This is a genomic window from Isoptericola maris (genome assembly GCF_048065335.1).
Taxonomy (GTDB): domain Bacteria; phylum Actinomycetota; class Actinomycetes; order Actinomycetales; family Cellulomonadaceae; genus Isoptericola; species Isoptericola rhizosphaerae.
In genome coordinates, this window is the sequence record NZ_JBLUNY010000004.1 from 1 (window position 1) to 26,287 (window position 26,287).

Here is a 26,287-nt window from a genome sequence, read left to right on the forward strand (position 1 = left end):
GCCACGGTGCATCAGTGCTGGCTGCGGGACCTGGACGCGACCCTGCTGGCCGAGGCGTGCGAAGAGGGCACCGAGATCGCCTACGACGGGCTGGACTGTGACGAGGACTCCTACGAGCTCGCCGGGCTGTGGGCTCTCACCGACCAGCCAGGCGACGCCCAGAGGCCCGCCGAGCTGGTCGACGAGGGCGCCTGCGTCACCCCGGCCGACCTGCTGGACGCCGCCACCCGCGAGTTCAAGGCCATGCCTATCGACCCCGCCCAGATCGCCCTGCACGCCGAACGCGACTGGGCCATCGTCAACTTCGGGGTCCACCCCCGCACGGACGACACCCCCCAGATGCTGGACACCACCCTGCTCGGGGTGCCCGTGCAGATCCGTGCCGTGCCGGCCGAGTACACGTGGGATCCCGGTGACGGCACCGAGGCCGTGGTCACCGACCACCCCGGCGGACCGTGGGACACCCCCACCGCGATCCACCTGCCCTACCCCGCCCCCGGCACCTACTCGGTCACCCTGACCACCACCTGGCACGGCCAGTTCCGCATCACCGGCACCCCCACCTGGACCGACGTGCCCGGCCAAGCCACCACGACCGACACCACCTACCCCATCGAGGTCCACGACGCCGAGGTCCGCCTCGTCCAACCCTGATCACGCCACGCGGGATCACCGTGTCCTGCGCGGGAGCCAACCACGCTGTGCGGACACCTGCGATCCGCCGACTCGTCCCGGCCCACGGTGTGGTCGACATCGACGCTCCATGCGCCGCGCTGACGCCTGCCGCCGATCGTGCTCCGGAGTGCCAGCAGGGTGTCTGGTCCTGGCGCGATGGCGAAGGCGAAGGCAACGAAGGACAGGTGGTGGGTCACGACGGTTCACTCTCGGCCAGCCCTCGAAGCCATGCCTCGACGACGTCGAGGTCGCTGGCCTGCATACCCGCCAGCGAGTCGACGCGATGCAGGAGTGTGGCCCCAGAGTGGTTTGCGCCCGCCCAGGCGCGGTCGACGGCCGTGAGCTCGTCGTCGATCCACACGAACGGGCGCCCCGCCGCGATCCGGCACAGGTGCTTCGTCTTCCAACTCAGCTCAGCAGACCCGTCGTCGTCGGCCCAGACCGGATCCTCGATCCCTGGCAGCACACCCATCTCCGCGACCGGCAGGGCAGGAAGACCGAGGATCGGTGCGATCACGGCGTTCGCGTCGTGCATCCACGCTGTTGCCCAGACGACGTCGCAGTCGAGCGCCAAGAGCCGCGGGCCGTGCGAGCGATCGATGGCAGCAAGCTGCGGGTTGTTCGGATGCTGCCACGTGGCGTACCAGGCCTCGAGGGATTCCGGGAGTGACACCCCGCCTGTCGGCAGCACGGTGCCGTCGACGTCGAGGAACAGCAGCGGGCGTTGCTCGGCGCGGCTCACGGCGGCGAAACTAGCAGGGAGGTCGCGGCCGCGCTCTCGCATTCACCAGGCGCCGCGTCCTGGACCTCAGGCGGCGTCGTCGAGGGCGAGCGGCCGGACCGCACCGCCGGCGGCGACGAACAGGCCGTGCAGCCGGAAGCCGCGCTCGGCGGCCTGGGTGCGCAGCGCGGTGTTCCACGCCCGGTCGGCGGCGGTCACGGACTGCTCGCCAGGTCGCTCGAGCATCGCCACCACGGAGCCGCCCGGCACGGACTGCCCGGTGACCGAGGCGATCACGCCGCCGAACCGGGCGGCGTCCTCCGCACTGGGCTGCTCGGGGACGTCGCGGACCGGCACGGCGATGCCGGTGACGCGGTCGTCCGCGTCGAGCCAGGTCAGGGTGAGGACCCGCTCGCGGGGGAGGACCCCGCCGGACAGGAAGGTGGCGAGCTCGAGGAGGGCGCCGTCGTCGGCCACCTTGTCGCCGGGGCGGAAGGACGCGGAGGTGAGATTCATGGCTGCCACCCTGCCCGGGACCGCCCACCGCCCGCAGGCGCCATCCACAGGTGACGACCCCGAGCCCGGCCTGTGGACGGACTCGGAAGCGTCTCCCGACAGCCGAGTATCCAGGTCCGGACCGGTATGGGCATCCATACCGGTCCGAACCTGGATACTCGGCGACCGAAGGGGAGGGTCAGAAGAAGCGGGCGTACGCGCTCGTCGTGAGGAACGGCGGGAACTCGTCACCCATCGCCACCTCGCGGAAGATCGCCGCGGCGTCGTCGAGCCGGTCCCCGCTCGACCGCGGCGTGGACCGCAGGAACTCCCGCAGCATGGCGTCGCACAGCGCCCGGGTGATCGTCACCCCGTCGGCCGTGACGGTCCCGGAGTGCATCCACTGCCACACCTGCGACCGGGAGATCTCCGCCGTGGCGGCGTCCTCCATGAGGCTGTCGAGGGCCGCAGCCCCGGCACCTCGCAGCCACGAGGCGATGTACCGCACGCCCACGGAGATGTTGGTCCGCAGGCCCTCCTCGGTGATCGTCGCACCCTCGCGGCGGGCCGAGGCCACGTCGAGCAGCTCGGCCTGACCCACCGTGACGTCGTCGCGCAGCCGCTCCACCTGGTTCTCGCGCTCGCCCAGCACCGCGTCGAACGCCTCGCGGGCGATCGCGATGAGGTCCGGGTGCGCCACCCAGGAGCCGTCGAACCCGTCGCCGGCCTCGCGCTCCTTGTCCGCGCGGACCTTCGCGAACGCCTGTTCCGTGACCTCCGGGTTGCGGCGGTCGGGGATGAAGGCGCTCATGCCGCCGATGGCGTGCGCCCCGCGGCGGTGGCAGGTCGCCACGAGCAGCTCGGTGTAGGCGCGCATGAACGGCGCCGTCATCGTGACCTGCGCCCGGTCGGGCAGCACGTAGGAGTCGCCGCGGTTGCGGAAGCACTTGATGACGCTGAACAGGTAGTCCCAACGCCCGGCGTTGAGGCCGGCGCAGTGGTCGCGCAGCTCGTAGAGGATCTCCTCCATCTCGAAGGCGGCGGGCAGCGTCTCGATGAGCACCGTCGCACGGATGGTGCCGCGCGGGATGCCGAGAGCCTCCTGCGCCAGCTCGAAGACCTCGTTCCACAGCCGCGCCTCACGATGTCCCTCGAGCTTGGGCAGGTAGAAGTACGGCCCGCGCCCCCGCTCGATCAGCTCGGCGGCGTTGTGGAAGAAGTACAGCCCGAAGTCGACGAGCGACCCGGAGGCAGGCTGCGTCGAGCCGTCCGTGCCCGTGTAGGCCAGGTGCGACTCGAACAGGTGCCAGCCCCGCGGCCGGAAGACGATCGTCGGCATCTCGGTCAGCTCGGGCGTCCGCAGCGCGTACCGCTTGCCGGGCGTGCGACCCCCGTCCGACGACGGCGCCTCGAACGTCAGCTCGCCCCGGATCGCGTCGCGCAGCGCCCGCTGGCCGGTGATCACGTTGGACCAGGTGGGGGACTGGGCGTCCTCCGCGTCGGCCAGCCACACCTTGGCGCCGGAGTTGAGCGCGTTGATCGTCATCTTCGGGTCGGTGGGCCCGGTGATCTCGACGCGTCGGTCGGACAGCCCGGGAGCGCCGGCCGAGCCGGCCACCCGCCACGAGAGGTCGTCCCGCACGGGGCGGGTGACGGGCAGGAAGTCCGGGTCGGCGCCGTCGGCGATCTCCCGCGTGCGCCGCTGGCGGGTGAGCAATAGCTCGCAGCGGGCGTCGGCGAACTGGTCGTGCAGCAGGGCCAGGAACTCCAGCGCCCGCGGGGTGAGGATCTCCTCGAAGCCGGGCTCCAGGGGGCCGACGACGTCCATGGTGCCCTCGGCGACGGTGGCGGAGTCGGACAGCGCGATGCCGCGGGGCGGCGTCGGCGCGTGCTCGGGTGTGCGGGGGCGGTCGGTGATCGTGGTCATGGTGTACCTCCGGAAGAACGGGGTGAGTCAGAACTGAGCGGCCTCGGTGGAGCCGGCGAGGGCGAGGGTGGCGGCGTCGGGGTTGAGCGCCGTGGACACGCGGTCGAAGTAGCCGGTGCCCACCTCTCGCTGGTGCTTCGTGGCGGTGTAGCCGCGGGTCTCGGAGGCGAACTCGGCCTCCTGCAGCTGCACGTAGGCCGTCATCTGCTCACGGGCGTAACCGTGGGCCAGATCGAACATGGAGTGGTTGAGGGCGTGGAAGCCCGCCAGGGTGATGAACTGGAAGCTGAAGCCCATCGCCCCGAGCTCGCGCTGGAACTTCGCGATCGTGTCGTCGTCGAGGTGCTTCTTCCAGTTGAACGACGGCGAGCAGTTGTACGCCAGCATCTGGTCGGGGAACTCGGCCTTGACGGACTCCGCGAACTTCTTGGCGAGCTCGAGGTCCGGGGTACCGGTCTCCATCCAGATGAGGTCGGCGTACGGGGCGTAGGCGTGGGCACGGGTGATGCAGGGCTCGATCCCGTTGGTCACCTCGTAGAAGCCCTCGGCGGTGCGCCCGCCCGTGAGGTAGGGCCGGTCGCGCTCGTCGACATCGGAGGTCAGCAGGGTGGCCGCCTCGGCGTCGGTGCGGGCGATGATGACGCTCGGCACGTCGGAGACGTCGGCCGCGAGGCGTGCCGCGTTGAGGGTCCGCACGTGCTGCTTGGTGGGGATGAGCACCTTGCCGCCGAGGTGGCCGCACTTCTTCTCCGAGGCGAGCTGGTCCTCCCAGTGCACGCCGGCCGCGCCCGAGGCGATCATCGACTTCATGAGCTCGTAGGCGTTGAGCGGTCCGCCGAACCCTGCCTCGGCGTCGGCCACGATCGGCGCGAGCCAGTTGCGCGTCGGCGCCCCGTTCTCCTCGACGTCGATCTGGTCGGCGCGCAGCAGTGCGTTGTTGATGCGGCGCACGACCGCGGGCACCGAGTTCGCGGGGTAGAGCGACTGGTCGGGGTAGGTCTGCCCGGACAGGTTCGCGTCGCCGGCCACCTGCCAGCCCGACAGATAGATCGCCTTGAGGCCGGCCTTGACCTGCTGCACGGCCTGGTTGCCGGTCAGCGCACCGAGCGCGTTGACGTAGTCCTCGCTGTGCAGCAGCTCCCAGAGGACCTCGGAGCCACGCCGGGCGAGGGTGTGCTCCTCGGCGACGGACCCGCGCAGCGCGACGACGTCCTCGGCCGAGTAGTCGCGCACGACGCCGGACCAGCGCGGGTCGGTCGCCCACCGCTCGGCGAGCGCCGCCGCGGTGGTGACCTGGTCGCCCGGGCGGGTCTCCCGGGTCGTGGTGCCGTTCGTGGAGCCGGTCTCGAGCGTCGCGGTCATGATCGTGCCTTCCGGTCGTGGTGCCTTCGTGGTGCAGCAGTGCCGTGGTGTGCGGCGACCTGCCCTCGAGAACGACTCTGCGCCCTGCGCAAGCCCTCCGGCCAGGATTCGTGAGAAGAAGTATCAGCATTCTTCTGCTTCCCAGAAGCAGTGGTCCATGTCACGCTGGACCATGGCCATCACGACGACGAACCGGACCGGCGCGGCGCCCCCGACGGCGCTCCCGGCGGGCACCGAGCCTGACGCCCTGACGATCGGCCGGCGCATCCGGCACCTGCGGACGCGCCGGGGGATGACCCTCGGCGAGCTCGGAGACGCCATCTCACGTGCACCGTCGCAGGTCTCCATGCTGGAGAACGGCAAGCGCGAACCGACGATCGCCCGCCTGCAGGCGGTGGCCCGCGCCCTCGGCACCAGCGTCGACGACCTGCTCTCGCCGGAGCCGCCGTCGCGCCGCGACGCACTCGAGATCGAGCTGGAGCGAGTGCAAAGAGGCCCCCTCTTCTCCGCGCTGGGCGTTCGCCCGGTGCGGGTGGGCAAGTCGCTGCCCAGCGACGCGCTGGAGGCGATCGTCGCGCTGCAGGCCGAGCTGGAACGGCTGCACCGCGAGCGCGCGCTCACCCCCGAGGAGGCGCGCCGCGCCAACACCGAGCTGCGGGCGGACATGCGCGCGCAGGACAACTACTTCCCGGACCTGGAGATCGTGGCGCGCTCCCTGCTGGACGACGTCGGGCACACGCGCGGCCCGATGCCGCAGCGGGCCGCGGTCGACGTCGCCGCGCACCTGGGCTTCTCGATCCACTACGAGCCGGACCTGCCCCAGTCGACGCGTGCGGTCATCGACCGGCGCAACCGGCGCGTCTACCTGCCGAGCAACGGCATCCGGGGCCGCTCGGACGCGCGGTCGGCCCTGCTGCAGGCGCTCGCCTCGCACGTGCTCGAGCACGCCGAGCCGGGCGACTACGCGGAGTTCCTGCGGCAGCGGGTCGAGGCCAACTACCTGTGCGCGGCGCTGCTGCTGCCGGAGCGGGACGCCGTCAAGCACCTGCGCGAGGCGAAGGACGCCCGGGCGATCTCCATCGAGGACCTGCGCGACGCGTTCGCCGTGTCCTACGAGACGGCGGCGCACCGGTTCACCAACCTCGCCACGCGCCACCTCGGCATCGGCGTGCACTTCATGAAGGTCCACGAGTCGGGCGCCATCCACAAGGCGTACGAGAACGACGGCGTGCGGTTCCCCGCCGACGCGCTCGGCACGGTGGAGGGCCAGCACGTGTGCCGGCAGTGGACGGCGCGGGTCGTGTTCGGGATCCAGGACCGGCTCAGCCCGTACTACCAGTACACCGACACCCCGACGGGGACCTACTGGTGCACCTCCCGCGTCTCGGACACGCCGGACGGCCGGTTCTCGGTGAGCGTGGGCGTGCCGTACGCGCAGGTCAAGTGGTTCCTCGGCCGGGAGACGACGGCGCGGTCCACCTCACGCTGCCCGGACGACTCGTGCTGCCGCCAGCCGGCGCAGCCCCTGGCCGAACGGTGGGCGGGCCAGGCGCTCCCCAGCGCCCGCCCGCACGCCTCGATGCTCGCGGCGATGCCGTCCGGCGCGTTCCCCGGTGTCGACACCACCGAGGTCTACGAGTTCCTCGAGCGGCACGCACCGGCCGCGGAGCACGACGGCGAGCTCTCGCCTGGCGTGACCCGGCCCCTTGGATAGCATCGAGTCCACCAGGTCACGGTCCACGTCCCGACGTAGAACGAAGAGGTACATGACCGACGTCGCTGTCTCCGACCCGCAGGTCCTGGAGGCCGTGGAGGGCCTCCCCGCCGAGCTGCAGGGCCATGTGCGAACGCTGCTGGAGGCATACTCCGCGGAGGATCTCGGCGAGCGGGAGGCGCGCGACGTCGTCGGCGCCGCCGTGTCGACGGTCCAGCTCGTGTCGCGCCGTGAGCCCGGCCAGACGCTCGTGCAGGTCTTCACCCCCACGCTCCGCGAGGACGGCTGGACGTCGCGGCGCACCGTCGTCGACGTCTGCACCGACGACGCGCCGTTCCTCGTCGACTCCGTCGACGCGGCCGTCGCCCGGCACGGCTCCACGCTCCACCTGCTGCAGCACCCGGTGCTCGCCGTCCGGCGCGACGACGACGGCGAGCTGCTGGAGATCGGCGCCCACGGCGGCCGCCTCGAGTCGTGGATCCACGTGGAGACGGAGCGGATCGCCAGCCAGGAGGAGCGCGAGGCGCTGGTCGCCAGGTTGCGCGACGTGGTCGCGGACGTGCACGCGTCGGTCGACGACTGGTCCGCGATGCGCCGGGCCTGCCTCGACATCTGCACCGACCTGCGCGTGCAGCCGCCGGGGACGGTCGACCCGGCCTCGGTCGCCCCCACCATCGAGTTCCTCACCTGGCTGGCCGAGGACCACTTCACGTTCCTCGGCTACCGCGAGTACACCCTCGACACCCTCGACGGCGAGGACGTGCTGCGCCCGCTGCCCCACACGGGGCTGGGGATCCTGCGCAAGCCGACCTCCGCCGTCGTCCACCTGCGCCCCGAGGCGCGACGCACCGCGCGCGAGCCGCGCCTGCTCACCATCACCAAGGCGAACTCCCGGGCGACGGTCCACCGCGACGTGTACCTCGACTACGTCGGCGTGCGCACCTTCGACGCCGACGGGAACGTCACCGGAGAGCGGCGGATCATCGGGATGTTCACCTCCGCGGCGTACGCCGCGTCGGTGCTCACCCTGCCGATCGTCGCGCCGAAGGTGAGGGCGGTGCTGCGGGCCTCCGGGTTCGCGCCCACCTCCCACTCCGGCAAGGACCTGCTGCAGACCCTGGAGCAGTACCCGCGCGACGAGCTCTTCCAGGACTCGGCGGAGCACCTGGCGGAGGTCGCCGGCGAGGTGACGCGTCTGCGGGAGCGCCGCCGGACCCGCATCTTCCTGCGGACCGACGAGTTCGGGAGGTTCGTCTCGGCCCTGGTGTACCTCCCGCGGGACCGCTACAACACCACGGTGCGGCTGCGCATCGAGGCACTGCTGCGCGAGGCGTTCGACGCGGAGCGGGTCGAGCACACGACGCGGGTGGACGACTCGCCGCTCGCCCAGCTCCACTTCGTCGTGCGCGTCCCGCGGGACGCCGCGATCCCCGCCGTGGACGAGGCGGAGCTGCAGCGCCGGCTCGAGGACGCCATCCGCACCTGGGAGGCGGCCGTCGTCGACGAGCTGCACCACGTCCACGGCGAGGAGGGTGCGGCGGAGATCCTCGGCCGCTACGGCTCGGCCTTCCCCGAGGCCTACAAGGAGCAGGTCACGCCGCGGGCCGCCGTCGGCGACATGTCGCGTCTCGACGGGCTCACCGAGGACCATCCCATCGCCGTGCACCTGTACACGCCGGAGGGGGACGACCCGAGCGTCCGCCGGCTGACCCTGGCCTCGTTGCGCGAGCACCGGCTCACCCAGGTGCTGCCGCTGCTGACCGACCTCGGCGTGGACGTGATCGACGAGCGGCCGTACACGATCAACCTCCAGAACGGCGAGACGCGGCACATCTCCGACTTCGGACTCACCGTCTCCGACCCCGACCTGTGGGGCGACGACGCCACCGCGGCGGCCCTGGAGGCGACCTTCTGCGCCGTGTGGTCCGGCGCCGCCGAGAGCGACGCGCTGAACGCGCTGGTCCTGCGCGCCGGGCTGTCGTGGCGGGACATCGTCGTCCTGCGGTCGATCGGGCGGTACCTGCGTCAGGCCGGCTCGGCGTTCTCGATGGAGTACATCGACGCGGCCCTCATCGCGTACCCGCAGCTGGCCGCCGACCTGGTGCGCCTGTTCGCCGTGCGCTTCGACCCGGAGGCCGAGGGCGACCGTGCCGAGCGGGCGCAGCAGGCGACCGACGCGCTGCTGGCCGCCCTGGACGACGTCGCCAGCCTCGACCACGATCGCATCCTGCGCTCCTTCGTCGGCGTCGTCGACGCCGTCTGGCGCACCAACTTCTACACCCGCGACGCCGACGGCGAGCCGAAGCCGTGGGTGTCGATGAAGCTCGACTGCGCACGCGTGCCGGGCCTGCCGCCACCGCACCCGATGGCGGAGATCTGGGTGTACTCGCCGCGGGTCGAGGGCGTGCACCTGCGGTTCGGCAAGGTGGCGCGCGGCGGGTTGCGCTGGAGCGACCGGCGCGAGGACTTCCGCACCGAGGTGCTCGGCCTGGTCAAGGCGCAGATGGTCAAGAACGCCGTGATCGTCCCGACGGGGTCCAAGGGCGGGTTCGTCGCCAAGCAGCTGCCGGACCCGGGCGACCGGGTGGCCTGGCTCACAGAGGGGCAGGCGGCCTACCGCACCTTCATCCGGGGGATGCTCGACATCACCGACAACCGCGAGGGCACCGAGGTGGTGCCGCCGGACCGGGTGGTGCGTCACGACGGGGACGACCCGTACCTGGTGGTCGCCGCGGACAAGGGCACGGCGGCCTTCTCCGACATCGCGAACGAGATCTCGGCCGAGTACGGCTTCTGGCTCGACGACGCGTTCGCCTCCGGCGGGTCCGCCGGCTACGACCACAAGGCGATGGGCATCACGGCCCGTGGCGCCTGGGAGTCGGTGAAGCGGCACTTCCGCGAGCTCGGTCACGACACCCAGACGCAGGACTTCACGGTGGTGGGCGTGGGGGACATGTCCGGGGACGTGTTCGGCAACGGCATGCTGCTCTCCGAGCACATCCGGCTCGTGGCCGCGTTCGACCACCGGCACGTCTTCGTGGATCCCGCCCCGGACGCCGCGGCCTCCTTCGCGGAGCGGCGGCGGCTGTTCGAGCTGCCGCGGTCCTCGTGGGACGACTACGACCGAAACCTGATCTCGGCCGGTGGCGGCGTGTTCCCGCTGTCGGCCAAGTCCGTCCGGGTGACGCCGCAGATGGTCGAGGTGCTCGGTCTCGACGAGAGCGTCACCAGCCTCACGCCGGCCGAGCTCAAGAAGGCCGTGCTGCTGGCGCCCGTCGACCTCCTGTGGAACGGCGGCATCGGGACGTACGTCAAGGCTTCCACCGAGACGAACGCCGAGATCGGCGACCGGGCGAACGACGCGATCCGCGTGGACGGTGCCGCACTGCGTGCCCGGGTCGTGGGGGAGGGCGGCAACCTCGGCGTCTCCCAGCGGGGCCGGGTCGAGGCGGCGCTGGCCGGCGTCCAGATCAACACCGACGCGATCGACAACTCGGCCGGTGTCGGTACGTCGGACCACGAGGTGAACATCAAGATCTTGCTCGGCGACGTGATGCGGGACGATCGGCTGGAGATCGACGAGCGCAACGAGCTGCTGCAGTCCATGACCGACGAGGTCGCGGAGCAGGTGCTCCGCGACAACTACGAGCAGAACGTGCTGCTGGGCAACTCGCGGGCCAACGCCGCCGAGATGCTTCCCGTGCACGAGCGGCTCATGGAGTGGCTCGAAGGCCGCGGCGAGCTGGACCGCTCCCTGGAGTTCCTGCCCGACGGCGTCCAGGTCGCCGAGCGCGTCGAGCAGCAGCAGGGGCTGACCCGCCCGGAGTTCGCGGTGGTCGTGGCCTACACGAAGCTCGCCCTGAAGGCGGACCTCACCGAGACGGACCTGGCGGACGACCCGTGGTTCGCCCGCACGCTGGCCGAGTACTTCCCTCAGGAGGTGCGCGACCGCTACGCGGGGGACCTCGCGGACCATCCGCTGCGGCGCGAGATCGTGGTCAACGCCGTGGTGAACTCGATGGTGAACCGGGGTGGCATCACGTTCGCCTTCCGTGCGGCGGACGAGACCGGCGCGCCGACGGAGCAGATCGCGCGGGCGTTCGTCGCGGCCCGGGAGATCCTCGACCTGCGCGGGTTCGTCACTGCCGTGGAGGCCACCGACAACGTGGTGGCGGCACGTGTGCAGACCGATCTCTACCTGGAGCTGCGTCAGCTGCTCGACCGGACGGCGCGGTGGTTCGTGCAGCACCGGTCGGACCGGGTGGACGTCGGTCAGGAGATCGAGGCGTACGCGGATCCCGTCCGCTCCTACGCCGCCCGGCTGGACGACCTGCTCCAGGGCGCCGAGCTGGAGCGCTTCACGGAGCGGGTCGCCAGCCTGGAGGCGGCGGGCTGCGGCCCGGAGCTCGCGCGGCGGGGTGCCGGCCTGCTCGGTTCGCTGCCGCTGCTCGACGTGGCCGAGCTGGCGTCACAGCGCGGCTGGGAGCTCGACCAGGTGGCGCGGACCTACTTCACGTTGACGAGCCGGCTCGGTGTGGGGGACATGCTCACCAACGTGTCCGGTCTGGCGCAGGACGACCGGTGGGACTCGATGGCCCGCGCCGCGCTGCGCGACGACGTCTACGCGGTGACCATCGCGCTGACGGCCTCGGTGCTGGACGGTACCGACTCCGGTGACGCCGCGGAGCGGATCGAGCGGTGGCTCGAGGGTGGGGGCGCACCGGCGCTGCGGGCGATGGACGCGCTGGCCATGGCGCGCGCCGTGGACCGGCCGGGTATCGCCACGCTCTCGGTGGCGCTGCGGCAGCTCCGCTCCCTCGTCCGGTAAACAAGCCCCCCCGAGCGTTGTGGGCGCGATTTCTGGGCCGGATATGGGCGCATATGGCGCATATCGGGCCAGAAATCGCGCCCACAACGTTCTGGGGCGGGTCAGGCCTCGAGGAGCAGCGCCTCGCCCTGGCCGCCGCCGCCGCAGAGCGCGACGGCGGCACGCGAGCCACCGCGCCCGGCCTCGCGGCCCCGCGCGAGCTGGTGCGCTGCGTGCACGGCCAGGCGCGCACCGGACGCCCCGATCGGGTGGCCCAGCGAGATGCCGCCGCCGTGCGGGTTGACGATCTCGGGGTCGATCCCGAGCACGCGCGTCGACACGGCCGTCACGACGGCGAAGGCCTCGTTGATCTCGACGTGGTCCAGGTCCTGGGGCGTCCAGCCCTCGCGGGCCAGCGCCGCGCTGATCGCGCGGGCCGGCTGGGAGTGCAGGGAGGTGTCCGGCCCGGCGACCTGGCCGGCCGAGCGCACCGTCGCCAGCACCGGCACCCCGGCTGCCTCGGCACGGTCGCGGGTGGTCAGCACGAGCGCCGCCGCGCCGTCGGAGATCTGCGAGGAGTTGCCCGCGGTGAGCGTCCCGTCGGAGGAGAAGGCGGGCCGCAGCCGGGCGAGGCCGTCGGCGGTCGTGTCCGGGCGCACCCCCTCGTCGGAGGAGACGACGACGGGCTCACCGCGTCGCTGCGGTACCTCGACCGGCGCGATCTCGTCGGTGAGCACCCCGTCCTTCACGGCGCGGGCCGCCCGCTGGTGGGAGGCGGCCGCGATCTCGTCCTGCTCGGCGCGCGAGACGAACACCTCACCGGAGTTGTGCTGCTCGGTGCTCAGGCCCATGGCCTGCCCGTCGAACGCGTCCGACAACCCGTCGCGCGCGACGGCGTCGAGCAGGGTGGCGTCACCGTAGCGGAACCCGGCCCGCGCGCCAGGCAGCAGGTGGGGGGCGTTGGTCATCGACTCCTGCCCGCCGACCAGCACCGCCGACGCCTCACCGGTGCGCAGCAGGCGCGCCCCGTCGACGACGGCGGTGAGCCCGGACAGGCAGACCTTGTTGACGGTCACGGCGGGGACGTCCATGGCGATCCCGGCGGCGACGGCGGTCTGCCGGGCCGGGTTCTGACCGGCGCCGGCCTGCAGCACCTGGCCGAGGATCACCGCGTCGACGTCACCGGCGACGTCGCCCGCCGAGGCGAGAGCGGAGCGTGCGGCCACCGCGCCGAGCTCGACGGCGGACAGCGCGGAGAGCGCGCCGCCCAGGCGTCCCTGGGGGGTGCGGGCGGCGGAGACGACGACGACGTCGTCGGGGCGCGCTTCGGTGGTGCGGGTCATGGCTGAACCTTTCGGGACGGGGTGAGATCGGGGTCGATCCGCAGCGGGGCACCGGTGGCGGCGACGACCTCGTCGGCCGTCACCCCGGGGGCCAGCTCGCGGAGCAGCAGGCCGTCGTCGGTCACGTCGATGACGGCCAGGTCGGTGATGATGCGGTCGACGACGCCGCGTCCGGTGAGCGGCAGCGTGCACTCGGCGAGGATCTTGGGCGATCCGTCGCGGGCGGTGTGATCCATGAGGACGATCAGCCGCCGCGCACCGTTGACGAGGTCCATCGCGCCGCCGGGGCCCTTGACCATCTTGCCGGGGATCATCCAGTTGGCGAGGTCGCCGGTGGCCGAGACCTGCATCGCGCCGAGGACGGCGGCGTCGATCTTGCCCCCGCGGATCATCCCGAAGCTCGTGGCGGCGTCGAACACCGAGGCGCCCGGCAGCAGCGTCACGGTCTCCTTGCCGGCGTTGATGAGGTCGGCGTCGACCTCGTCCTCGGTCGGGTAAGGGCCGACCCCGAGGAGCCCGTTCTCGGACTGCAGCACCAGGTGGCGGCCGTCCGGCACATGGTTCGGCACCAGCGTGGGCATCCCGATGCCGAGGTTCACGTACGAGCCGTCGGTCAGCTCGGCGGCGGCCCGTGCCGCCATCTCGTCCCGGGTCCGGCCGCGGCGTGGCGCGTCGGTCTCCGGGCCGGGGCTCGCTGCCGGGGTCGACGGCGCCCCGGCGGGACGGGTGGTGCGCTTCTCGATCCGCTTCTCGATCCCGGTGCCGACCGGCACCACGCGGTGCACGTAGACGCCGGGCAGATGGATCTCGTCCGGGTCGAGCTCGCCCGGCTCCACGAGCTCCTCGACCTGCGCCACGCAGACGCGCCCGGCCATGGCGGCCTGCGGCGCGAAGTTGCGGGCCGACCGGTGGAACACCAGGTTGCCGTGCCGGTCGCCCTTGGCGGCGTGCACCAGTGCGAAGTCTGTGCGGATCGCCTCCTCGAGCACGTACTCGGTCTCGGAGCCGTCCGGCGCGGCGGGATCAGCGAAGGTCCGCACCTCCTTCGCGGGTGAGGCGACCGCCACCCCGCCGTCGGCGTCGTAGCGTTGCGGGAGGCCGCCGTCGGCCACCTGGGTGCCGACCCCGGCGCGGGTGTAGAAGGCGGCGATGCCGGAACCGCCGGCGCGCAGCTTCTCGGCGAGCGTTCCCTGCGGGGTGAGCTCGAGCTGCAGCTCGCCGGAGAGGTAGCGGCGAGCGAACTCCTTGTTCTCGCCGACGTAGGAGGCCGTGATCCGGCGGATCCGGTCGGCACCGAGCAACAGGCCCAGGCCCCAGTCGTCGACGCCGCAGTTGTTGCTCACGACCCACAGGTCGCGCGTGCCGCGGCCGAGCAGCGCCTCGATGAGGGCCATCGGGTTGCCGCAGAGCCCGAAGCCGCCGACGGCGAGCGAGGCTCCGTCGGGGACGTCGGCGACGGCGTCGGCCGCGGAGGCGAGCACCTTGTCGGGTCCCGGGAGCGGGGCGGTGGGCATGGCAACCTCCGGCGTCGTCGTCGACAGGGCACGTCTTGCGATCGTCCTCCGATGGTCACAGGCGCGCGATGTGCGCGCAACGCTCGTTGAGGCACACCCGGTGTGCGCGCACGCACATCCGTCTACCGTGGGGGCATGCCGACGCCGTCCGCCGACCACCTGCTCGTCCTGCTCGCCGTCGCGCGCACCGGCCGGTACACCGCCGCGGGCGCCGAGCTCGGGGTCACGCACACCACGGTGGCGCGGACGGTCGCGGCCCTGGAACGCAGCCTCGGCGACCGGGTCCTCGTCCGCGGCACCGACGGGTGGGAGCTGACCGCCCTCGGCGAGCGGGCGACGCGCGCCGCCGAGGCCGTCTCGGACGCCGTCGGGCGCCTGGTGGCCGACGACGGCGAGACCGACCCCGTCATGGGGGTGGTCCGGATGACCGCCACCGATGCGTTCAGCGCCTACGTGGTGCCGCCCGCCGTCGTCGGGCTGCGGCGCGACCACCCCGACCTGACCGTCGAGGCCGTCACCGTCACGCGGCGTCCGGCCCAGCACCGGTCGGGTGTCGACATCGAGGTGGTCGTCGGCGATGCCCCCGCACCGCGTGCGCAGGTGGTGCCGCTCGGCGAGTTCGAGCTCGGGATGTACGCGTCGCGGGACTATCTCGCCGAGCACGGCACGCCGCGGACCGTCGCCGAGCTCGCCGGGCACGGGCTCGTGCACTTCATCGACTCGATGCTGCAGGTCGACGACCTGGACACCCCGCGCCGGCTCGTCCCGGGCATCCGGGACGCCATGACGTCCACCAACGTGTTCGTGCACGTGGAGGCCACGCGGGCGGGCGCCGGGGTCGGGTTCGTGCCGTGCCTGGCGGCCGACCGGCACCCGGACCTCGTCCGGCTGCTGCCGGACGAGGTGCGTGACCGGCTGCCGTACCGGGCGCTCGTGCACCCCGAGTCCTGGCGCCGTCCCGCCGTCGCAGCGGTCCTGGTGGCCCTGCGACGGCAGGTCGAGATGCAGCGGGACGCGCTGCTGGGCCGCTGAGCTCAGTGCTCCTTGCGGTCCTCCTCGTCGCCGATGACCGTGGTGACCTCGTCGGGCAGGTCGTCCCGGTTCATGTCCGGCCCGCGGTCCTGCTTGGCGTCCCAGCGCAGCGTCAGGGCGCCGAGCGTCGCAGCGACCACGGAGGCGATGAGGATGGCCGCCTTGGCACCCAGCGTGTGCTCGGAGCCGTGCCCGAACGACAGCTCGGAGATGAGCAGCGACACGGTGAAGCCGATGCCGGCAAGGAACGCCACCGGTAGCAGATCCCGGACGCCGATGCCCGGGGGCAGCCGCAACGGTGTGACGCGTGTGACGAGCCACGTGGTGCCCAGCACGCCGATCAGCTTGCCGATCACGAGCCCGCCGACGATGGCGATGACCACGGGCTGGGAGAGGATCTCGGCCGGACCACCGCCGTCGACCAGGTCGACGCCCGCGGAGAAGAAGGCGAAGAGCGGGAGCGCCAGGCCCTGCGACCACGGCTTGACCGCTCGCTCGTAGTGGTGGGTCCGGGTCTCGGTCTCGCCGTGGATCGGGCGGGCGGCGGCCGCGAACCCCATGAGGACACCGGCGATCGTCGCGTGCACGCCCGAGGCGTGCATGAACGCCCAGGCGACGACGAAGAGCGGGACGAGGATCCACCACCGCGGACGCCGCGTACGGATGTACCAGGCGAACACGGCGACGACGACGAGCGAGCCGCCGAGCCAGGCGCCGTGGATCGCGTCGGTGTAGAAGACCGCGATGATGATGATCGCCAGCAGGTCGTCGACCACCGCGAGGGTGAGCAGGAACGTGCGGATCGCGACCGGCAGGCCCTTGCCGAAGACGGCGAGGATCGCGAGCGCGAAGGCGATGTCGGTGGCCGTCGGGATCGCCCAGCCGTGCAGCGCGCTCGAGTCGCCCAGTGCGATGACTGCGACCACGTAGAAGACTGCCGGCACGGTCATGCCGCCCACGGCCGCGAGCATCGGCACGCCGGCCTGCTTGGGGCTGCGCAACGAGCCCGCGACGAACTCGTGCTTGAGCTCGAGGCCGACCGTGAAGAAGAAGATGGCCAGCAGCCCGTCCGCCGCCCACGCGGACAGCGACAGGTCCAGATGGATGTGCAGCGGGCCGAGAGAGGCGGGGCCGACGACGGTCTGGGAGAGGGTCTCGTAGGCGTCGCGCCACGGGGAGTTGGCGAAGATCAGCGCGACGGCGGCGGCGCCGATGAGGAGTGCGCCGCCGGTGGTCTCCCGCGAGAGGAAGCGCGACAGGCGCCGTCCGAAGGTCTGGTTGTCGACGTCGGTGCTCAGGGGAGGCTCCAGTTCGTTCAGGGCGTGGGTCGAGCCGGCGTCCCAGCCGGTACCGCCGACCAGACTTCCCGGCTCACCACCGATCAGACTACCGGTCGGACGCCGACGGGCACGGGCAGATGAACTCTCGACGACGACTTCGCGACGCGCCGGTCTCGTGACGTCCGTCACGCCGTCGTCGTCGTAGCGTGACGTGCAGGACGCACTCCCTGTGCGTTCTCGGGAGGCCATCTGATGGAGTGCACGCTCCGCGCAGGAGGGCCGGCCCCGGCTCTGCCGCACGACGTGCGCTCGGCCGGTCGCCCGCCCACACCACCGTCCCGCTCTGCGCGAGGAGCACATCGTGGCCACTGAGAACACCAGCACCGACCTGCGCACCTTCGTCATCGACACCTCCGTCCTGCTGTCCGACCCGCGAGCCATCCACCGATTCGCCGAGCACGACGTCGTCCTGCCGGTCGTGGTCGTGACCGAGCTCGAGGCCAAGCGGCACCACGCCGAGCTGGGCTACTTCGCCCGCAGCGCTCTGCGCGCGCTCGACGACCTGCGGATCAAGCACGGTCGCCTCGACGCTCCCGTGCCGATCGGCGACGACGGCGGCACCCTGCGGGTCGAGCTGAACCACACGGACCCGCAGGTGCTTCCCGCCGGGTTCCGGCTCGGGGACAACGACACGCGGATCCTGTCGGTGGCCGCCAACCTGGCGGCCGAGGGACGCGAGGTCACGGTGGTCTCGAAGGACCTCCCCATGCGCGTCAAGGCCTCCGCGGTCGGGCTGCGCGCGGAGGAGTACCGCCACGAGCTCGCCGTGGACTCCGGCTGGACGGGCATGCGAGAGATCGCGATGACGGACGACCAGGTCGGGGCGCTGTACGAGGGCTCCACCGTCGAGCTGGCGTCCCTCGACCCGCAGGTCGTGGCGGAGGCGAGCCCGCTGCTGTGCCACACCGGTCTCGTCATCCAGGGGGCCGGCGGATCGGCGCTCGGACGCGTCACCGCGGACAAGCAGGTGCGGCTCGTCCGTGGCGACCAGGACGTGTTCGGGGTGCACGGCCGCTCCGCGGAGCAGCGGATCGCGATCGACCTGCTGCTCGACCCGGACATCGGCATCCTGTCGATGGGCGGACGGGCCGGCACCGGCAAGTCGGCGCTCGCGCTGTGCGCCGGGCTGGAGGCGGTCCTCGAGCGCCGGCAGCACCGCAAGATCCTCGTCTTCCGCCCGCTGTACGCCGTCGGCGGTCAGGAGCTCGGCTACCTGCCGGGCACGGAGTCCGAGAAGATGAACCCCTGGGCGCAGGCGGTGTTCGACACGCTCGGCGCGCTCGTGTCGCCCGAGGTGGTCGAGGAGGTCATCGATCGCGAGATGCTCGAGGTGCTCCCGCTCACTCACATCCGCGGACGCTCCCTGCACGACGCGTTCGTCATCGTCGACGAGGCTCAGTCGCTGGAGCGCAACGTGCTGCTCACGGTGCTGTCACGCATCGGTCAGGACTCGCGGGTGGTGCTGACCCACGACGTCGCGCAGCGGGACAACCTGCGGGTGGGGCGGCACGACGGCGTCGCGGCGGTCATCGAGGCGATGAAGGGCCACCCGCTCTTCGCGCACGTCACGCTGACGCGGTCCGAGCGGTCGCCCGTGGCCGCCCTGGTCACGGAGATGCTGGAGTCGCTCGAGATCTGACTGCGGGAAGCGTGCCCGAACCCGCTGTGGGTGCACGACACGCCGCTGACACGAACGGCACAGCGGCGTGTCGTGCACCCACAAGCGGGGGAGGGGTCAGGCCTGCGGGGGGCGGGTCATCGACAGCACGTCGAGCGCCTCGTCGAGCTGCGCCTCCGTGACCTCGCCCCGCTCCACGAACCCGAGCGCCACGACGGCCTCGCGGACCGTCAGTCCCTCGGCCACCGCCTTCTTCGCGACCTTCGCCGCGGACTCGTAGCCGATCACCTTGTTCAGCGGCGTGACGATCGACGGCGAGGACTCCGCGTACGCCCTGGCCCGCTCCGCGTTGGCGGTCAGGCCGGCGACCGTCTTGTCCGCCAGCACGTGGGAAGCGTTCGTCAGCAGGCGGATCGACTCGAGCACACCCTGCGCGATGACGGGGATCTGCACGTTGAGCTCGAAGGTGCCGGTCGCGCCGGCCCACGCCACCGTCGCGTCGTTGCCCACCACGCGGGCGGCCACCATGAGCACCGCCTCCGGGATCACCGGGTTGACCTTGCCCGGCATGATCGACGAGCCCGGCTGCAGGTCCGGGATGGCGATCTCGCCCAGACCGGTGTTGGGGCCGGAACCCATCCAGCGCAGGTCGTTGCAGATCTTCGTCACCGAGACGGCGATCGTGCGCAGCGCACCGGACAGCTCGACCAGCCCGTCGCGGGCGGACTGCGCCTCGAAGTGGTCGCGCGCCTCGGTCAGCGGAAGCCCCGTGTCCTCGCGCAGCAGCTCGATGACACGCTGCGGGAAGCCCGCCGGGGTGTTGATGCCGGTGCCGACGGCGGTGCCGCCCAGCGGGACCTCGGCCGCCCGGGGGAGCGCCGACTCCAGGCGCTCGATGCCGTAGCGCACCGCGGCCGCGTACCCGCCGAACTCCTGGCCGAGGGTCACCGGCGTGGCGTCCATGAGGTGGGTGCGCCCCGACTTCACGACGCCGGCGAACTCCTCCGCCTTGGCGGACAGGGCGTCGGCCAGGTGCGCCAGCGCGGGCACCAGGTCCCGCACGACGCCGGCGGTGGCGGCCACGTGCACCGAGGTCGGGAACACGTCGTTCGACGACTGCGAGGCGTTGACGTGATCGTTCGGGTGCACGTCGCGGCCCAGGGTGCGGGTCGCCAGGGTCGCCAGGACCTCGTTGGTGTTCATGTTCGACGACGTGCCGGACCCGGTCTGGTAGACGTCCACCGGGAAGTGCTCGTCGAGCTCGCCGGACGCAACCCGGTCGGCGGCGGCGGCGATCGCGTCGGCGACGTCCTGCTCGAGCACGCCGAGCTCCGCGTTGGCGAGGGCGGCGGCCTTCTTCACCTGGGCCAGCGCCTGGACGTGGCCGCGCTCGAGCGGGGTGCCCGAGATCGGGAAGTTCTCGACCGCACGCTGGGTCTGGGCGCGATACAGGGCTCGGGCCGGGACGCGGACCTCGCCCATCGTGTCGTGCTCGATGCGGTACTCGGTCTCGGGCGCGTCGGCGCCGCCGGCGACGGTGTCGGAAGTCATGCGTCTATCGTGCCGCACCCGCGGCGCGGTCAGCGTGTGAAAGGTGTCACGCCAACGGTTCCTCGCCGACCTCGCCGTCCACGGCCACGAGCCGGGCCGATCCCTCGGCGAGGTCGTACTCGACCCCCACGATCGCCACCCGACCCGCGGTGACCGCGGCGTCCAGCGCGGCCGAGTACCCGCGCAGCAGCCTGACGGTGTGCCGCACGTGCTCGGTGCGCAGGTGATCCTCCAGCGGCACGCCGTCGTGGGAGACCTCGTCCCAGCGGCTCGTCATCCCGGCGATCGACGGGATGACCTTGTCCACCACGGCCCGGACGAAGCCGGGCGGCTGCTCCCCGGTCATCAGGGTGTCCGCCGTGGCCTTCACCGCGCCGCACGAGTCGTGCCCGAGCACCACCACCAGCGGTGTCCCGAGCAGCTCGGTGCCGTACTCGATCGAGCCGATCACCGTGGTGTCGACGACGTGCCCGGCCGTGCGGACCACGAAGAGGTCGCCCAGGCCCTGGTCGAAGATGATCTCTGCCGCGACCCGGGAGTCCGAGCACCCGAACATCACCGTGTGGGGGTACTGCGCCGACGTGAGCTCGGCGCGCCGCAGCGACATCTGGGACCGCTCGGCGGGGGAGTCGGTGACGAATCGTGCGTTGCCGGACCGCAGCGCGGTCCATGCCTCGGTGGGGGTCATGCGTCCTCCAGCTCGTGGGACCACGGCGGGTTCGCACCCGCCCGGGAGACTGTCACCGCGGCGACCGCGACACAGCGTGCCAGCAGGGTCTGGACGGTGTGGTGGTCGATCGCGCGCAGCGCGTCGCGCCGGTCTGCGCCGAGCAGCTCGGCCGACCACAGGCCGTCGAGCAGCGCACCCATGAAGGAGTCGCCCGCGCCGACGGTGTCGACAACCTGGACCGACCGGGACGGGACGTGGACCTCGCCCGACGTCGTCACCGCCGTCGCGCCCTCGCCGCCGAAGGTCACGACCACCATGGCCGCGCCGAGATCGTGCACCCAGGCGCGCGCGACGTCCAGCGGGGCGGTCCCGGCGGCCAGCCACTCGAGGTCCTCGTCGCTGACCTTCACGACGTCGGCCAGCCGGACGAGCGCCTCCACGTGCGTCCGTGCGACCGCGGGCTCGCCCATGAGGACGGGACGGGCGTTGGGGTCGTAGGTGATCGTCGACGTCGTCCGCGCGGCCTCGACGAGGGCGCGGACGTCGGAGGCTCCCGGTTCGAGCACCGCGGCGATCGACCCGGTGTGGACCGCCAGCGTGTCGGCGGTGGCGCCTGCGTCGTCGGGCACCTGCCACTCGAGGTCGAACTCGTACGTCGCCGAGCCGCCCGCGTCGAGCGTGGCCTGCGCGACCGAGGTCCGCGGCGCGCGGTCGCTGCCCGCCGTCGTCGTCACGGACGACTCCGCCAGCCAGGCCCGCACCGCGTCCCCGCGGTCGTCCCGGCCGAGCCACGTCGCCAGCCGCGAGTCCCGGCCGAGCCGGCCCAGGGTCAGGGCCACGTTGGCGAGAGAGCCGCCGGGGTGCTCGGCGCTGGAACCGTCCGCCCGGTGCACCACGTCCACCAGCGCCTCGCCCACGGCGAGGACGTGCCGCGCCATCAGTCGTCCCCGGCGGGGCTGGCCGTCGCCTGGGCGGCGGCCAGCCGCTCGCGGGCGCCGTCGAGCCACTCCTGGCAGCGGGCCGCGAGCGCCTCGCCGCGCTCCCACAGGGCGAGGGAGGCCTCGAGCGGTTCGCCACCGGCCTCGAGCCGCGCGACGACCTGGACGAGCTCGTCGCGAGCCTGTTCGTACGTGAGCGTCCCGACGTCAGGGACGTCGGCCTGCGGGGCGGGTTCTGCGTCGGTCACGGGGACAGTTAACCGCACCGCACCGACATGCCGCCCGTCTGTCCGTCCGTCAGGACGCCGTGCCGCGCTCCGGCCCGCTCGGCTCGCATATCCCGTTGCCCCGGGCGGCCCCGACGGCGCACCATCGACCCATGGGTCATCTCGAGGTAGCGCACGTCGAGTACGTGCTGCCGGACGGTCGCGCGCTGCTCGACGACGTCTCCTTCCGCGTGGGGGAGGGCAGCGCGACGGCGCTCGTCGGCCCGAACGGTGCGGGCAAGACGACGCTGCTGCGTCTGGTCACCGGCGAGCTGCTGCCCGACGCCGGCACCGTGACCGTGAGCGGCGGGCTGGGGATCATGCCGCAGTTCGTGGGTTCGGTGCGCGACGACACCACCGTGCGCCAGCTCCTGGCCGGCGTCGCGCCACCGCGGATCCGCGACGCCGCGCGCGCGGTCGAGGCGGCGGAGCAGGAGGTGATGGAGCTCGACGACAGCACCGACGGGGTTCCCGCGCAGATGCGGTACGCGCAGGCGCTCGCGGACTGGGCGGAGGTCCAGGGCTACGAGGCGGAGACGCTCTGGGACGTGTGCACGACGGCGGCGCTCGGCGTGGAGTTCGAGCGCGCCCAGTGGCGCGAGGTGCGCACGCTCTCGGGCGGTGAGCAGAAGCGGCTGGTGCTCGAGGCGCTGCTGCGCGGCCCCGACGAGGTCCTGCTCCTGGACGAGCCCGACAACTACCTCGACGTCCCGGGCAAGCGCTGGCTGGAGGACCAGCTCCGCGCGACCCGCAAGACGGTCCTGTTCGTGTCTCACGACCGTGAGCTGCTCGCGCGCTCCGCCGACCGGATCGTGGCGCTCGAGCCCGGGCCGGCGGGGTCGGACGCGTGGGTCCACGGTGCGGGCTTCGCGACCTTCCACCAGGCACGGCGCGAACGGTTCGCGCGGTTCGAGGAGCTGCGCCGGCGGTGGGACGAGAAGCACGCGCAGCTGAAGAAGCTGGTGCTCGCGCTGCGCCAGCAGGCGGCGAACAGCCCGGACATGGCCTCGCGCTACCGGGCGGCGCAGACGCGGCTGCGCAAGTTCACCGAGGCCGGGCCGCCGCCGGAGCCGCCGCGCGAGCAGGACATCCGCATGCGTCTGCGGGGTGGCCGCACGGGCACCCGCGCGGTCATGTGCGAGGCGCTCGAGCTCGTCGGTCTGATGGAGCCGTTCGACCTCGAGGTCTTCTACGGCGAGCGGGTCGCGGTGCTCGGGTCCAACGGTTCGGGCAAGTCGCACTTCCTGCAGCTGCTCGCGGGTGGCGACGTGGCGCACACCGGCTCGGCGCGCCTCGGGGCACGTGTGGTGCCGGGCCACTTCGCCCAGACCCACGCGCATCCCGAGCTGGCGGGGCGCACGCTGCGCGACATCCTCTGGGAGGACCATGCGCAGGATCGAGGCAAGGCCATGGCGGCGCTGCGCCGCTACGAGCTCACGACGGCGGCCGAGCGGCCCTTCGACCGGCTCTCCGGCGGGCAGCAGGCCCGCTTCCAGATCCTGCTGCTCGAGCTCGCGGGCTGCACCGCGCTGCTGCTCGACGAACCGACCGACAACCTCGACCTGGAGAGCGCCGAGGCGCTGCAGGAGGGTCTCGAGGCGTTCGACGGCACGGTGCTCGCCGTGACGCACGACCGGTGGTTCGCCCGCGGCTTCGACCGGTTCCTCGTGTTCGGCCAGGACGGCACGGTCCGGGAGTCGGCGGAGCCCGTCTGGGACGAGGGCCGGGTGGTCCGCGCGCGCTGACCGCCCTGCCCAGCCTGCCCTCGTCCCGGGGGTCAACCGACGTCGGCGAAGAAGGCGCGCAGGTCGTCGGCGAGCAGCTCGGGGACCTCCATGGCGGGGAAGTGCCCGCCGGCGGTGTGCTCGACCCACCGGTCGACGGTCCCCCACGCGTTGAACACCTTGGCCATCAACGGGTGGGTGTCGAACACCGACCAGGCGGAGGGCACGTCGGCGGCCATGAGCCAGTCGAGCTCGGAGTGGGACGCCTCGTAGTAGAGCTGCGCGCTCGAGGCGCCGCTGCGCGTGAACCAGTACAGGGAGACGTTCGCGAGGAGCTGGTCGCGGTCGACCGCCTCGTCCGGTGTGCGGTGGGCGGGGTTGGCCCAGGTGCGGAACTTCTCGGCGATCCACGCGAGCTGGCCGACGGGCGAGTCGACGAGGGCGGCACCGATCGTGTCCGGGCGGTGGTTCTGCATCGCGAAGTAGCCCTGCTCGGCCGCCTCCTGCGTGCGCACGGCCTCGATCTGTGCGAGCTCGTCCTCGGTCAGCCCGTCGGGGCAGGGGAACTGGTCGCCGACCATCCCGAGCGACCTGCCGTCGCTGCCGACGTGCGTCCCGATCACGCGCTCGGGGTGCAGCGCGGCGAGCCGGCCGGCGACGCCGGCGCCGATGTCGGTGCCGTGCGCGGCGAACCGGTCCCCGGTCCCGACCCGTCGCTCGACCTGGGGGCGCTCAGCGCTGTCGCCGCGGCGATCCGCGGTCGTGAACGACTCCGGTTCGCCTACCGGTCGCATGCGGGCGCCGAGTCCACGCGTCACGTGGAGCCGTACCGGCTCGTGAGCTGGGGGTCGCGCTGGTACCTGTTCGCCTGGGACCTCGACCGGGACGACTGGCGCGTCTTCCGTGCCGACCGGGTGGTGCCGCGAGCGCCGACCGGTGCGCGGTTCACGCCGCGTCCGCTCCCGGAGGGCAGCGTGGCCGAGCACGTCGCCGGGCGGGTACGGCGGGCGACGTGGCGCTACCGCGCACGCATCGAGGTCCACGCCCCGGCCGAGGTGGTCGAGGCGGCGCTCGGGGCGGCGGCCGACGTGGAGCCGGTCGGTCCGGGGAGGTGCCGCGTCGACGTGGGCTCCGACGACCCGGACCGGCTCGCGCTGTGGATCACGCAGCTGGACGCCGACGTGGAGGTGATCGAGGGCCGGGAGCTCGCCGACGCCTTCGCGCGGCTGGCCGCCCGGATGCGGCGCGCCGCGCGCACCGCGTCCGGCTGAGCGGAGCCCGCGTCCGTCAGGGTGCGGTGGCGGTGACCGTCGCGTCGAGGGAGCCGGCCGAGAGCCGGACGTGCACCGGGTCGCCGGTGGCCACCTCCGCCGCGGCACGGACCACCGCACCGTCGCCGCGCTGGACGACGGCGTAGCCCCGGTCGAGGGTGGAGGCGGGCGACAGCGCCCGCACCTGGCCGGCGAGACGGCCGATCTCACCGGCTCCCCTGAGCAGGGCGGCGTCGAGACGGTGCCGCGCGTGGCGCAGGTGCTGGGCGATCTCCGTCTCCCGGGCCTCGACCATCGTCTGGGGGCGGGCGAGCACCGGTCGTGACCGGACGGAGTCGAGCCCGTGCTGCTCGCGGGCCAGCAGCGCCGTGACGGCACCGCGGATCCGCTGGCGGGCCTGGACGACGCGCTGGCGCTCCTCGGTGACGTCCGGGACGATCCGTTTGGCGGCGTCCGTCGGGGTCGAGGCGCGGTAGTCGGCCACCAGCTCGACCAGCGGGGTGTCGGTCTCGTGCCCGATGGCGCTGACCAGGGGAGTGGTGCAGGCGGCGGCGGCCCGCACGAGCGTCTCGTTGCTGAAGGGCAGCAGGTCCTCGACGGAGCCGCCACCGCGCGCGACGACGATCACGTCGACCTCGGGGCGGGCGTCCAGCTCGGTGATCGCCTCGCACACCTCGCGCACGGCGTTGACACCCTGCACCGCGACCTCGCGGATCTCGAAGCGCACCTGTGGCCACCGCGCCCGGGCGTTGACCACGACGTCGTGCTCCGCCTTGGACTCCCGGCCGCAGACGAGCCCGACCACCGCGGGCAGGAACGGCAGCGGGCGCTTCCGGTCGGCGTCGAAGAGCCCCTCCGCCGCGAGCACCTTGCGCAGCTGCTCGATGCGGGCGAGGAGCTCGCCGACACCGACCTGCCGGATGGCCGTGGCACGCAGGGACATCCGGCCGGTCTTGACCCAGAACTCCGGCTTCGCCTGCACCACGACGTGGTCGCCGACGTCGGGCTTGCGGTCGAGACCGTCGTAGGCGCGGGTGAGCATGTTCACGGGCAGCGACGCCTCGACGTCGGTGTCGCGCAGCGTGACGAACTGCATCCCGGAGGTCCGGCGGTACGTGTGCTCGACGACCTGTCCCTCGACCCACACCGGGGACATCCGGGCGACGTAGTCGCGGATCTTGGTCGACAGCAGGCGGACGGGCCACGGGCGCTCGGCGGTGGTCTCCGCGGCGCGCTCGGGCAGCGGCAGGGGGGAGGCGGGTCCGGGGCTGGCGTCGGTCACGCGTCCCAGGATGCCGCACACCACCCACAGCGGACGT

At 72.6% G+C, this 26,287-nt stretch carries 20 protein-coding genes and 1 pseudogene; 7 read left to right on the forward strand and 14 right to left on the reverse strand.

What is annotated here, in order from left to right; translation table 11 throughout:
* Window positions 1–654: PKD domain-containing protein (locus ACH5HR_RS07930; RefSeq protein ID WP_416477238.1), on the forward strand; the 654-nt coding region annotated here is incomplete at its 5' end.
* A 214-nt stretch (window positions 655–868) separates the two neighbouring features.
* Here ACH5HR_RS07930 and ACH5HR_RS07935 read toward each other — a convergent pair.
* The 4 genes from ACH5HR_RS07935 to aceA all read right to left on the reverse strand — a co-directional run bounded on the left by ACH5HR_RS07935 (window position 869) and on the right by aceA (window position 5,180).
* Complete coding sequence (locus ACH5HR_RS07935; protein WP_416477239.1) at window positions 869–1,417, reverse strand: HAD domain-containing protein; 549 nt, start codon at window positions 1,415–1,417, stop codon at window positions 869–871.
* A 66-nt stretch (window positions 1,418–1,483) separates the two neighbouring features.
* The gene (locus ACH5HR_RS07940) at window positions 1,484–1,912 is read right to left on the reverse strand and encodes a hypothetical protein (RefSeq protein WP_416477240.1); all 429 of its coding nucleotides are present in this window, start codon (window positions 1,910–1,912) and stop codon (window positions 1,484–1,486) included.
* A 178-nt stretch (window positions 1,913–2,090) separates the two neighbouring features.
* Window positions 2,091–3,818, reverse strand: a complete 1,728-nt coding sequence (gene aceB / locus ACH5HR_RS07945) for a malate synthase A (protein ID WP_416477241.1) — start codon at window positions 3,816–3,818, stop codon at window positions 2,091–2,093.
* Between the two features lie 27 nt (window positions 3,819–3,845).
* Entirely contained in the window at window positions 3,846–5,180 is a 1,335-nt protein-coding gene (aceA, locus tag ACH5HR_RS07950) for an isocitrate lyase (protein WP_416477242.1), read from the reverse strand.
* Between the two features lie 157 nt (window positions 5,181–5,337).
* On the opposite strand from aceA, the gene ACH5HR_RS07955 reads away from it, so the two are divergent.
* Window positions 5,338–6,894 (forward strand): helix-turn-helix domain-containing protein, encoded by a 1,557-nt coding sequence (locus ACH5HR_RS07955; RefSeq protein WP_402372135.1) that lies wholly within the window; start codon window positions 5,338–5,340, stop codon window positions 6,892–6,894.
* A gap of 52 nt (window positions 6,895–6,946) precedes the next feature.
* Window positions 6,947–11,722, forward strand: coding sequence for an NAD-glutamate dehydrogenase (locus ACH5HR_RS07960; protein ID WP_416477244.1), 4,776 nt, complete (start codon window positions 6,947–6,949; stop codon window positions 11,720–11,722).
* A 101-nt stretch (window positions 11,723–11,823) separates the two neighbouring features.
* Here ACH5HR_RS07960 and ACH5HR_RS07965 read toward each other — a convergent pair whose 3' ends face one another.
* The 3 genes and pseudogenes from ACH5HR_RS07965 to ACH5HR_RS07975 form a co-directional block, all read right to left on the reverse strand.
* Complete coding sequence (locus tag ACH5HR_RS07965) at window positions 11,824–13,044, reverse strand: acetyl-CoA C-acetyltransferase (RefSeq protein ID WP_416477246.1); 1,221 nt, start codon at window positions 13,042–13,044, stop codon at window positions 11,824–11,826.
* Window positions 13,041–13,685, reverse strand: coding sequence for a CoA transferase subunit B (locus tag ACH5HR_RS07970; protein WP_416477497.1), 645 nt, complete (start codon window positions 13,683–13,685; stop codon window positions 13,041–13,043). Before ACH5HR_RS07970 ends, ACH5HR_RS07965 begins: the two co-directional genes overlap by 4 nt.
* Window positions 13,686–13,754: 69 nt before the next feature.
* Window positions 13,755–14,558: pseudogene (locus ACH5HR_RS07975) on the reverse strand (CoA transferase subunit A); the annotation flags it as partial.
* Window positions 14,559–14,693: 135 nt separating this feature from the next.
* Between ACH5HR_RS07975 and ACH5HR_RS07980 the strand changes: the two are divergent.
* Entirely contained in the window at window positions 14,694–15,590 is an 897-nt protein-coding gene (locus ACH5HR_RS07980) for a LysR family transcriptional regulator (RefSeq protein ID WP_416477247.1), read from the forward strand.
* Window positions 15,591–15,592: 2 nt separating this feature from the next.
* On the opposite strand, the gene nhaA is transcribed toward ACH5HR_RS07980, so the two are convergent.
* Window positions 15,593–17,059 (reverse strand): Na+/H+ antiporter NhaA, encoded by a 1,467-nt coding sequence (gene nhaA, locus ACH5HR_RS07985; protein WP_416477249.1) that lies wholly within the window; start codon window positions 17,057–17,059, stop codon window positions 15,593–15,595.
* A gap of 172 nt (window positions 17,060–17,231) precedes the next feature.
* Between nhaA and phoH2 the strand changes: the two genes are divergently transcribed.
* Complete coding sequence (phoH2, locus tag ACH5HR_RS07990) at window positions 17,232–18,569, forward strand: RNA 5'-3' helicase PhoH2 (protein WP_402372128.1); 1,338 nt, start codon at window positions 17,232–17,234, stop codon at window positions 18,567–18,569.
* Between the two features lie 96 nt (window positions 18,570–18,665).
* Here the strand turns inward: phoH2 and ACH5HR_RS07995 are convergent, their stop codons facing one another.
* Genes ACH5HR_RS07995 through ACH5HR_RS08010 form a run of 4 tightly spaced genes read right to left on the reverse strand, consistent with a single transcriptional unit; the run spans window position 18,666 to window position 21,955 of the window.
* Window positions 18,666–20,099 (reverse strand): class II fumarate hydratase, encoded by a 1,434-nt coding sequence (locus tag ACH5HR_RS07995; protein WP_402372127.1) that lies wholly within the window; start codon window positions 20,097–20,099, stop codon window positions 18,666–18,668.
* 46 nt (window positions 20,100–20,145) lie between these two features.
* Window positions 20,146–20,787 carry a carbonic anhydrase gene (locus tag ACH5HR_RS08000; RefSeq protein WP_402372126.1) on the reverse strand — a complete coding sequence of 214 codons (642 nt, stop codon included), beginning with the start codon at window positions 20,785–20,787 and terminating at the stop codon, window positions 20,146–20,148.
* Entirely contained in the window at window positions 20,784–21,707 is a 924-nt protein-coding gene (locus ACH5HR_RS08005; RefSeq protein ID WP_416477251.1) for a carbohydrate kinase family protein, read from the reverse strand. The genes ACH5HR_RS08000 and ACH5HR_RS08005 overlap by 4 nt, the downstream gene beginning before the upstream one ends.
* Entirely contained in the window at window positions 21,707–21,955 is a 249-nt protein-coding gene (locus ACH5HR_RS08010) for an exodeoxyribonuclease VII small subunit (protein ID WP_402372123.1), read from the reverse strand. The genes ACH5HR_RS08005 and ACH5HR_RS08010 overlap by 1 nt, the downstream gene beginning before the upstream one ends.
* Before the next feature lie 131 nt (window positions 21,956–22,086).
* Here ACH5HR_RS08010 and ACH5HR_RS08015 point away from each other — a divergent pair, with 131 nt between their 5' ends.
* Window positions 22,087–23,718, forward strand: coding sequence for an ABC-F family ATP-binding cassette domain-containing protein (locus ACH5HR_RS08015; RefSeq protein WP_416477253.1), 1,632 nt, complete (start codon window positions 22,087–22,089; stop codon window positions 23,716–23,718).
* A gap of 32 nt (window positions 23,719–23,750) precedes the next feature.
* Here the strand turns inward: ACH5HR_RS08015 and ACH5HR_RS08020 are convergent, their stop codons facing one another.
* Window positions 23,751–24,320 carry a hypothetical protein gene (locus ACH5HR_RS08020; protein ID WP_416477254.1) on the reverse strand — a complete coding sequence of 190 codons (570 nt, stop codon included), beginning with the start codon at window positions 24,318–24,320 and terminating at the stop codon, window positions 23,751–23,753.
* Between ACH5HR_RS08020 and ACH5HR_RS08025 the strand changes: the two genes are divergently transcribed.
* Window positions 24,306–24,968, forward strand: coding sequence for a helix-turn-helix transcriptional regulator (locus tag ACH5HR_RS08025; protein ID WP_416477255.1), 663 nt, complete (start codon window positions 24,306–24,308; stop codon window positions 24,966–24,968). The genes ACH5HR_RS08020 and ACH5HR_RS08025 overlap by 15 nt on opposite strands.
* Window positions 24,969–24,984: 16 nt before the next feature.
* On the opposite strand, the gene xseA is transcribed toward ACH5HR_RS08025, so the two are convergent.
* The gene (gene xseA, locus ACH5HR_RS08030; RefSeq protein WP_416477257.1) at window positions 24,985–26,250 is read right to left on the reverse strand and encodes an exodeoxyribonuclease VII large subunit; all 1,266 of its coding nucleotides are present in this window, start codon (window positions 26,248–26,250) and stop codon (window positions 24,985–24,987) included.
* Window positions 26,251–26,287 lie beyond the last annotated feature (37 nt).

What these genes read in the sequence shown, in the direction of transcription:
- ACH5HR_RS07940 (WP_416477240.1), bottom strand. Translation starts at nt 1,912, where the DNA reads ATGAATCTCACCTCCGCGTCCTTCCGCCCCGGCGACAAGGTGGCCGAC.
- aceB (WP_416477241.1), bottom strand. Translation starts at nt 3,818, where the DNA reads ATGACCACGATCACCGACCGCCCCCGCACACCCGAGCACGCGCCGACG.
- aceA (WP_416477242.1), bottom strand. Translation starts at nt 5,180, where the DNA reads ATGACCGCGACGCTCGAGACCGGCTCCACGAACGGCACCACGACCCGG.
- ACH5HR_RS07955 (WP_402372135.1), top strand. Translation starts at nt 5,338, where the DNA reads ATGTCACGCTGGACCATGGCCATCACGACGACGAACCGGACCGGCGCG.
- ACH5HR_RS07960 (WP_416477244.1), top strand. Translation starts at nt 6,947, where the DNA reads ATGACCGACGTCGCTGTCTCCGACCCGCAGGTCCTGGAGGCCGTGGAG.
- ACH5HR_RS07965 (WP_416477246.1), bottom strand. Translation starts at nt 13,044, where the DNA reads ATGACCCGCACCACCGAAGCGCGCCCCGACGACGTCGTCGTCGTCTCC.
- ACH5HR_RS07970 (WP_416477497.1), bottom strand. Translation starts at nt 13,685, where the DNA reads ATGGCGGCACGGGCCGCCGCCGAGCTGACCGACGGCTCGTACGTGAAC.
- ACH5HR_RS07980 (WP_416477247.1), top strand. Translation starts at nt 14,694, where the DNA reads ATGCCGACGCCGTCCGCCGACCACCTGCTCGTCCTGCTCGCCGTCGCG.
- ACH5HR_RS07995 (WP_402372127.1), bottom strand. Translation starts at nt 20,099, where the DNA reads ATGACTTCCGACACCGTCGCCGGCGGCGCCGACGCGCCCGAGACCGAG.
- ACH5HR_RS08000 (WP_402372126.1), bottom strand. Translation starts at nt 20,787, where the DNA reads ATGACCCCCACCGAGGCATGGACCGCGCTGCGGTCCGGCAACGCACGA.
- ACH5HR_RS08005 (WP_416477251.1), bottom strand. Translation starts at nt 21,707, where the DNA reads ATGGCGCGGCACGTCCTCGCCGTGGGCGAGGCGCTGGTGGACGTGGTG.
- ACH5HR_RS08015 (WP_416477253.1), top strand. Translation starts at nt 22,087, where the DNA reads ATGGGTCATCTCGAGGTAGCGCACGTCGAGTACGTGCTGCCGGACGGT.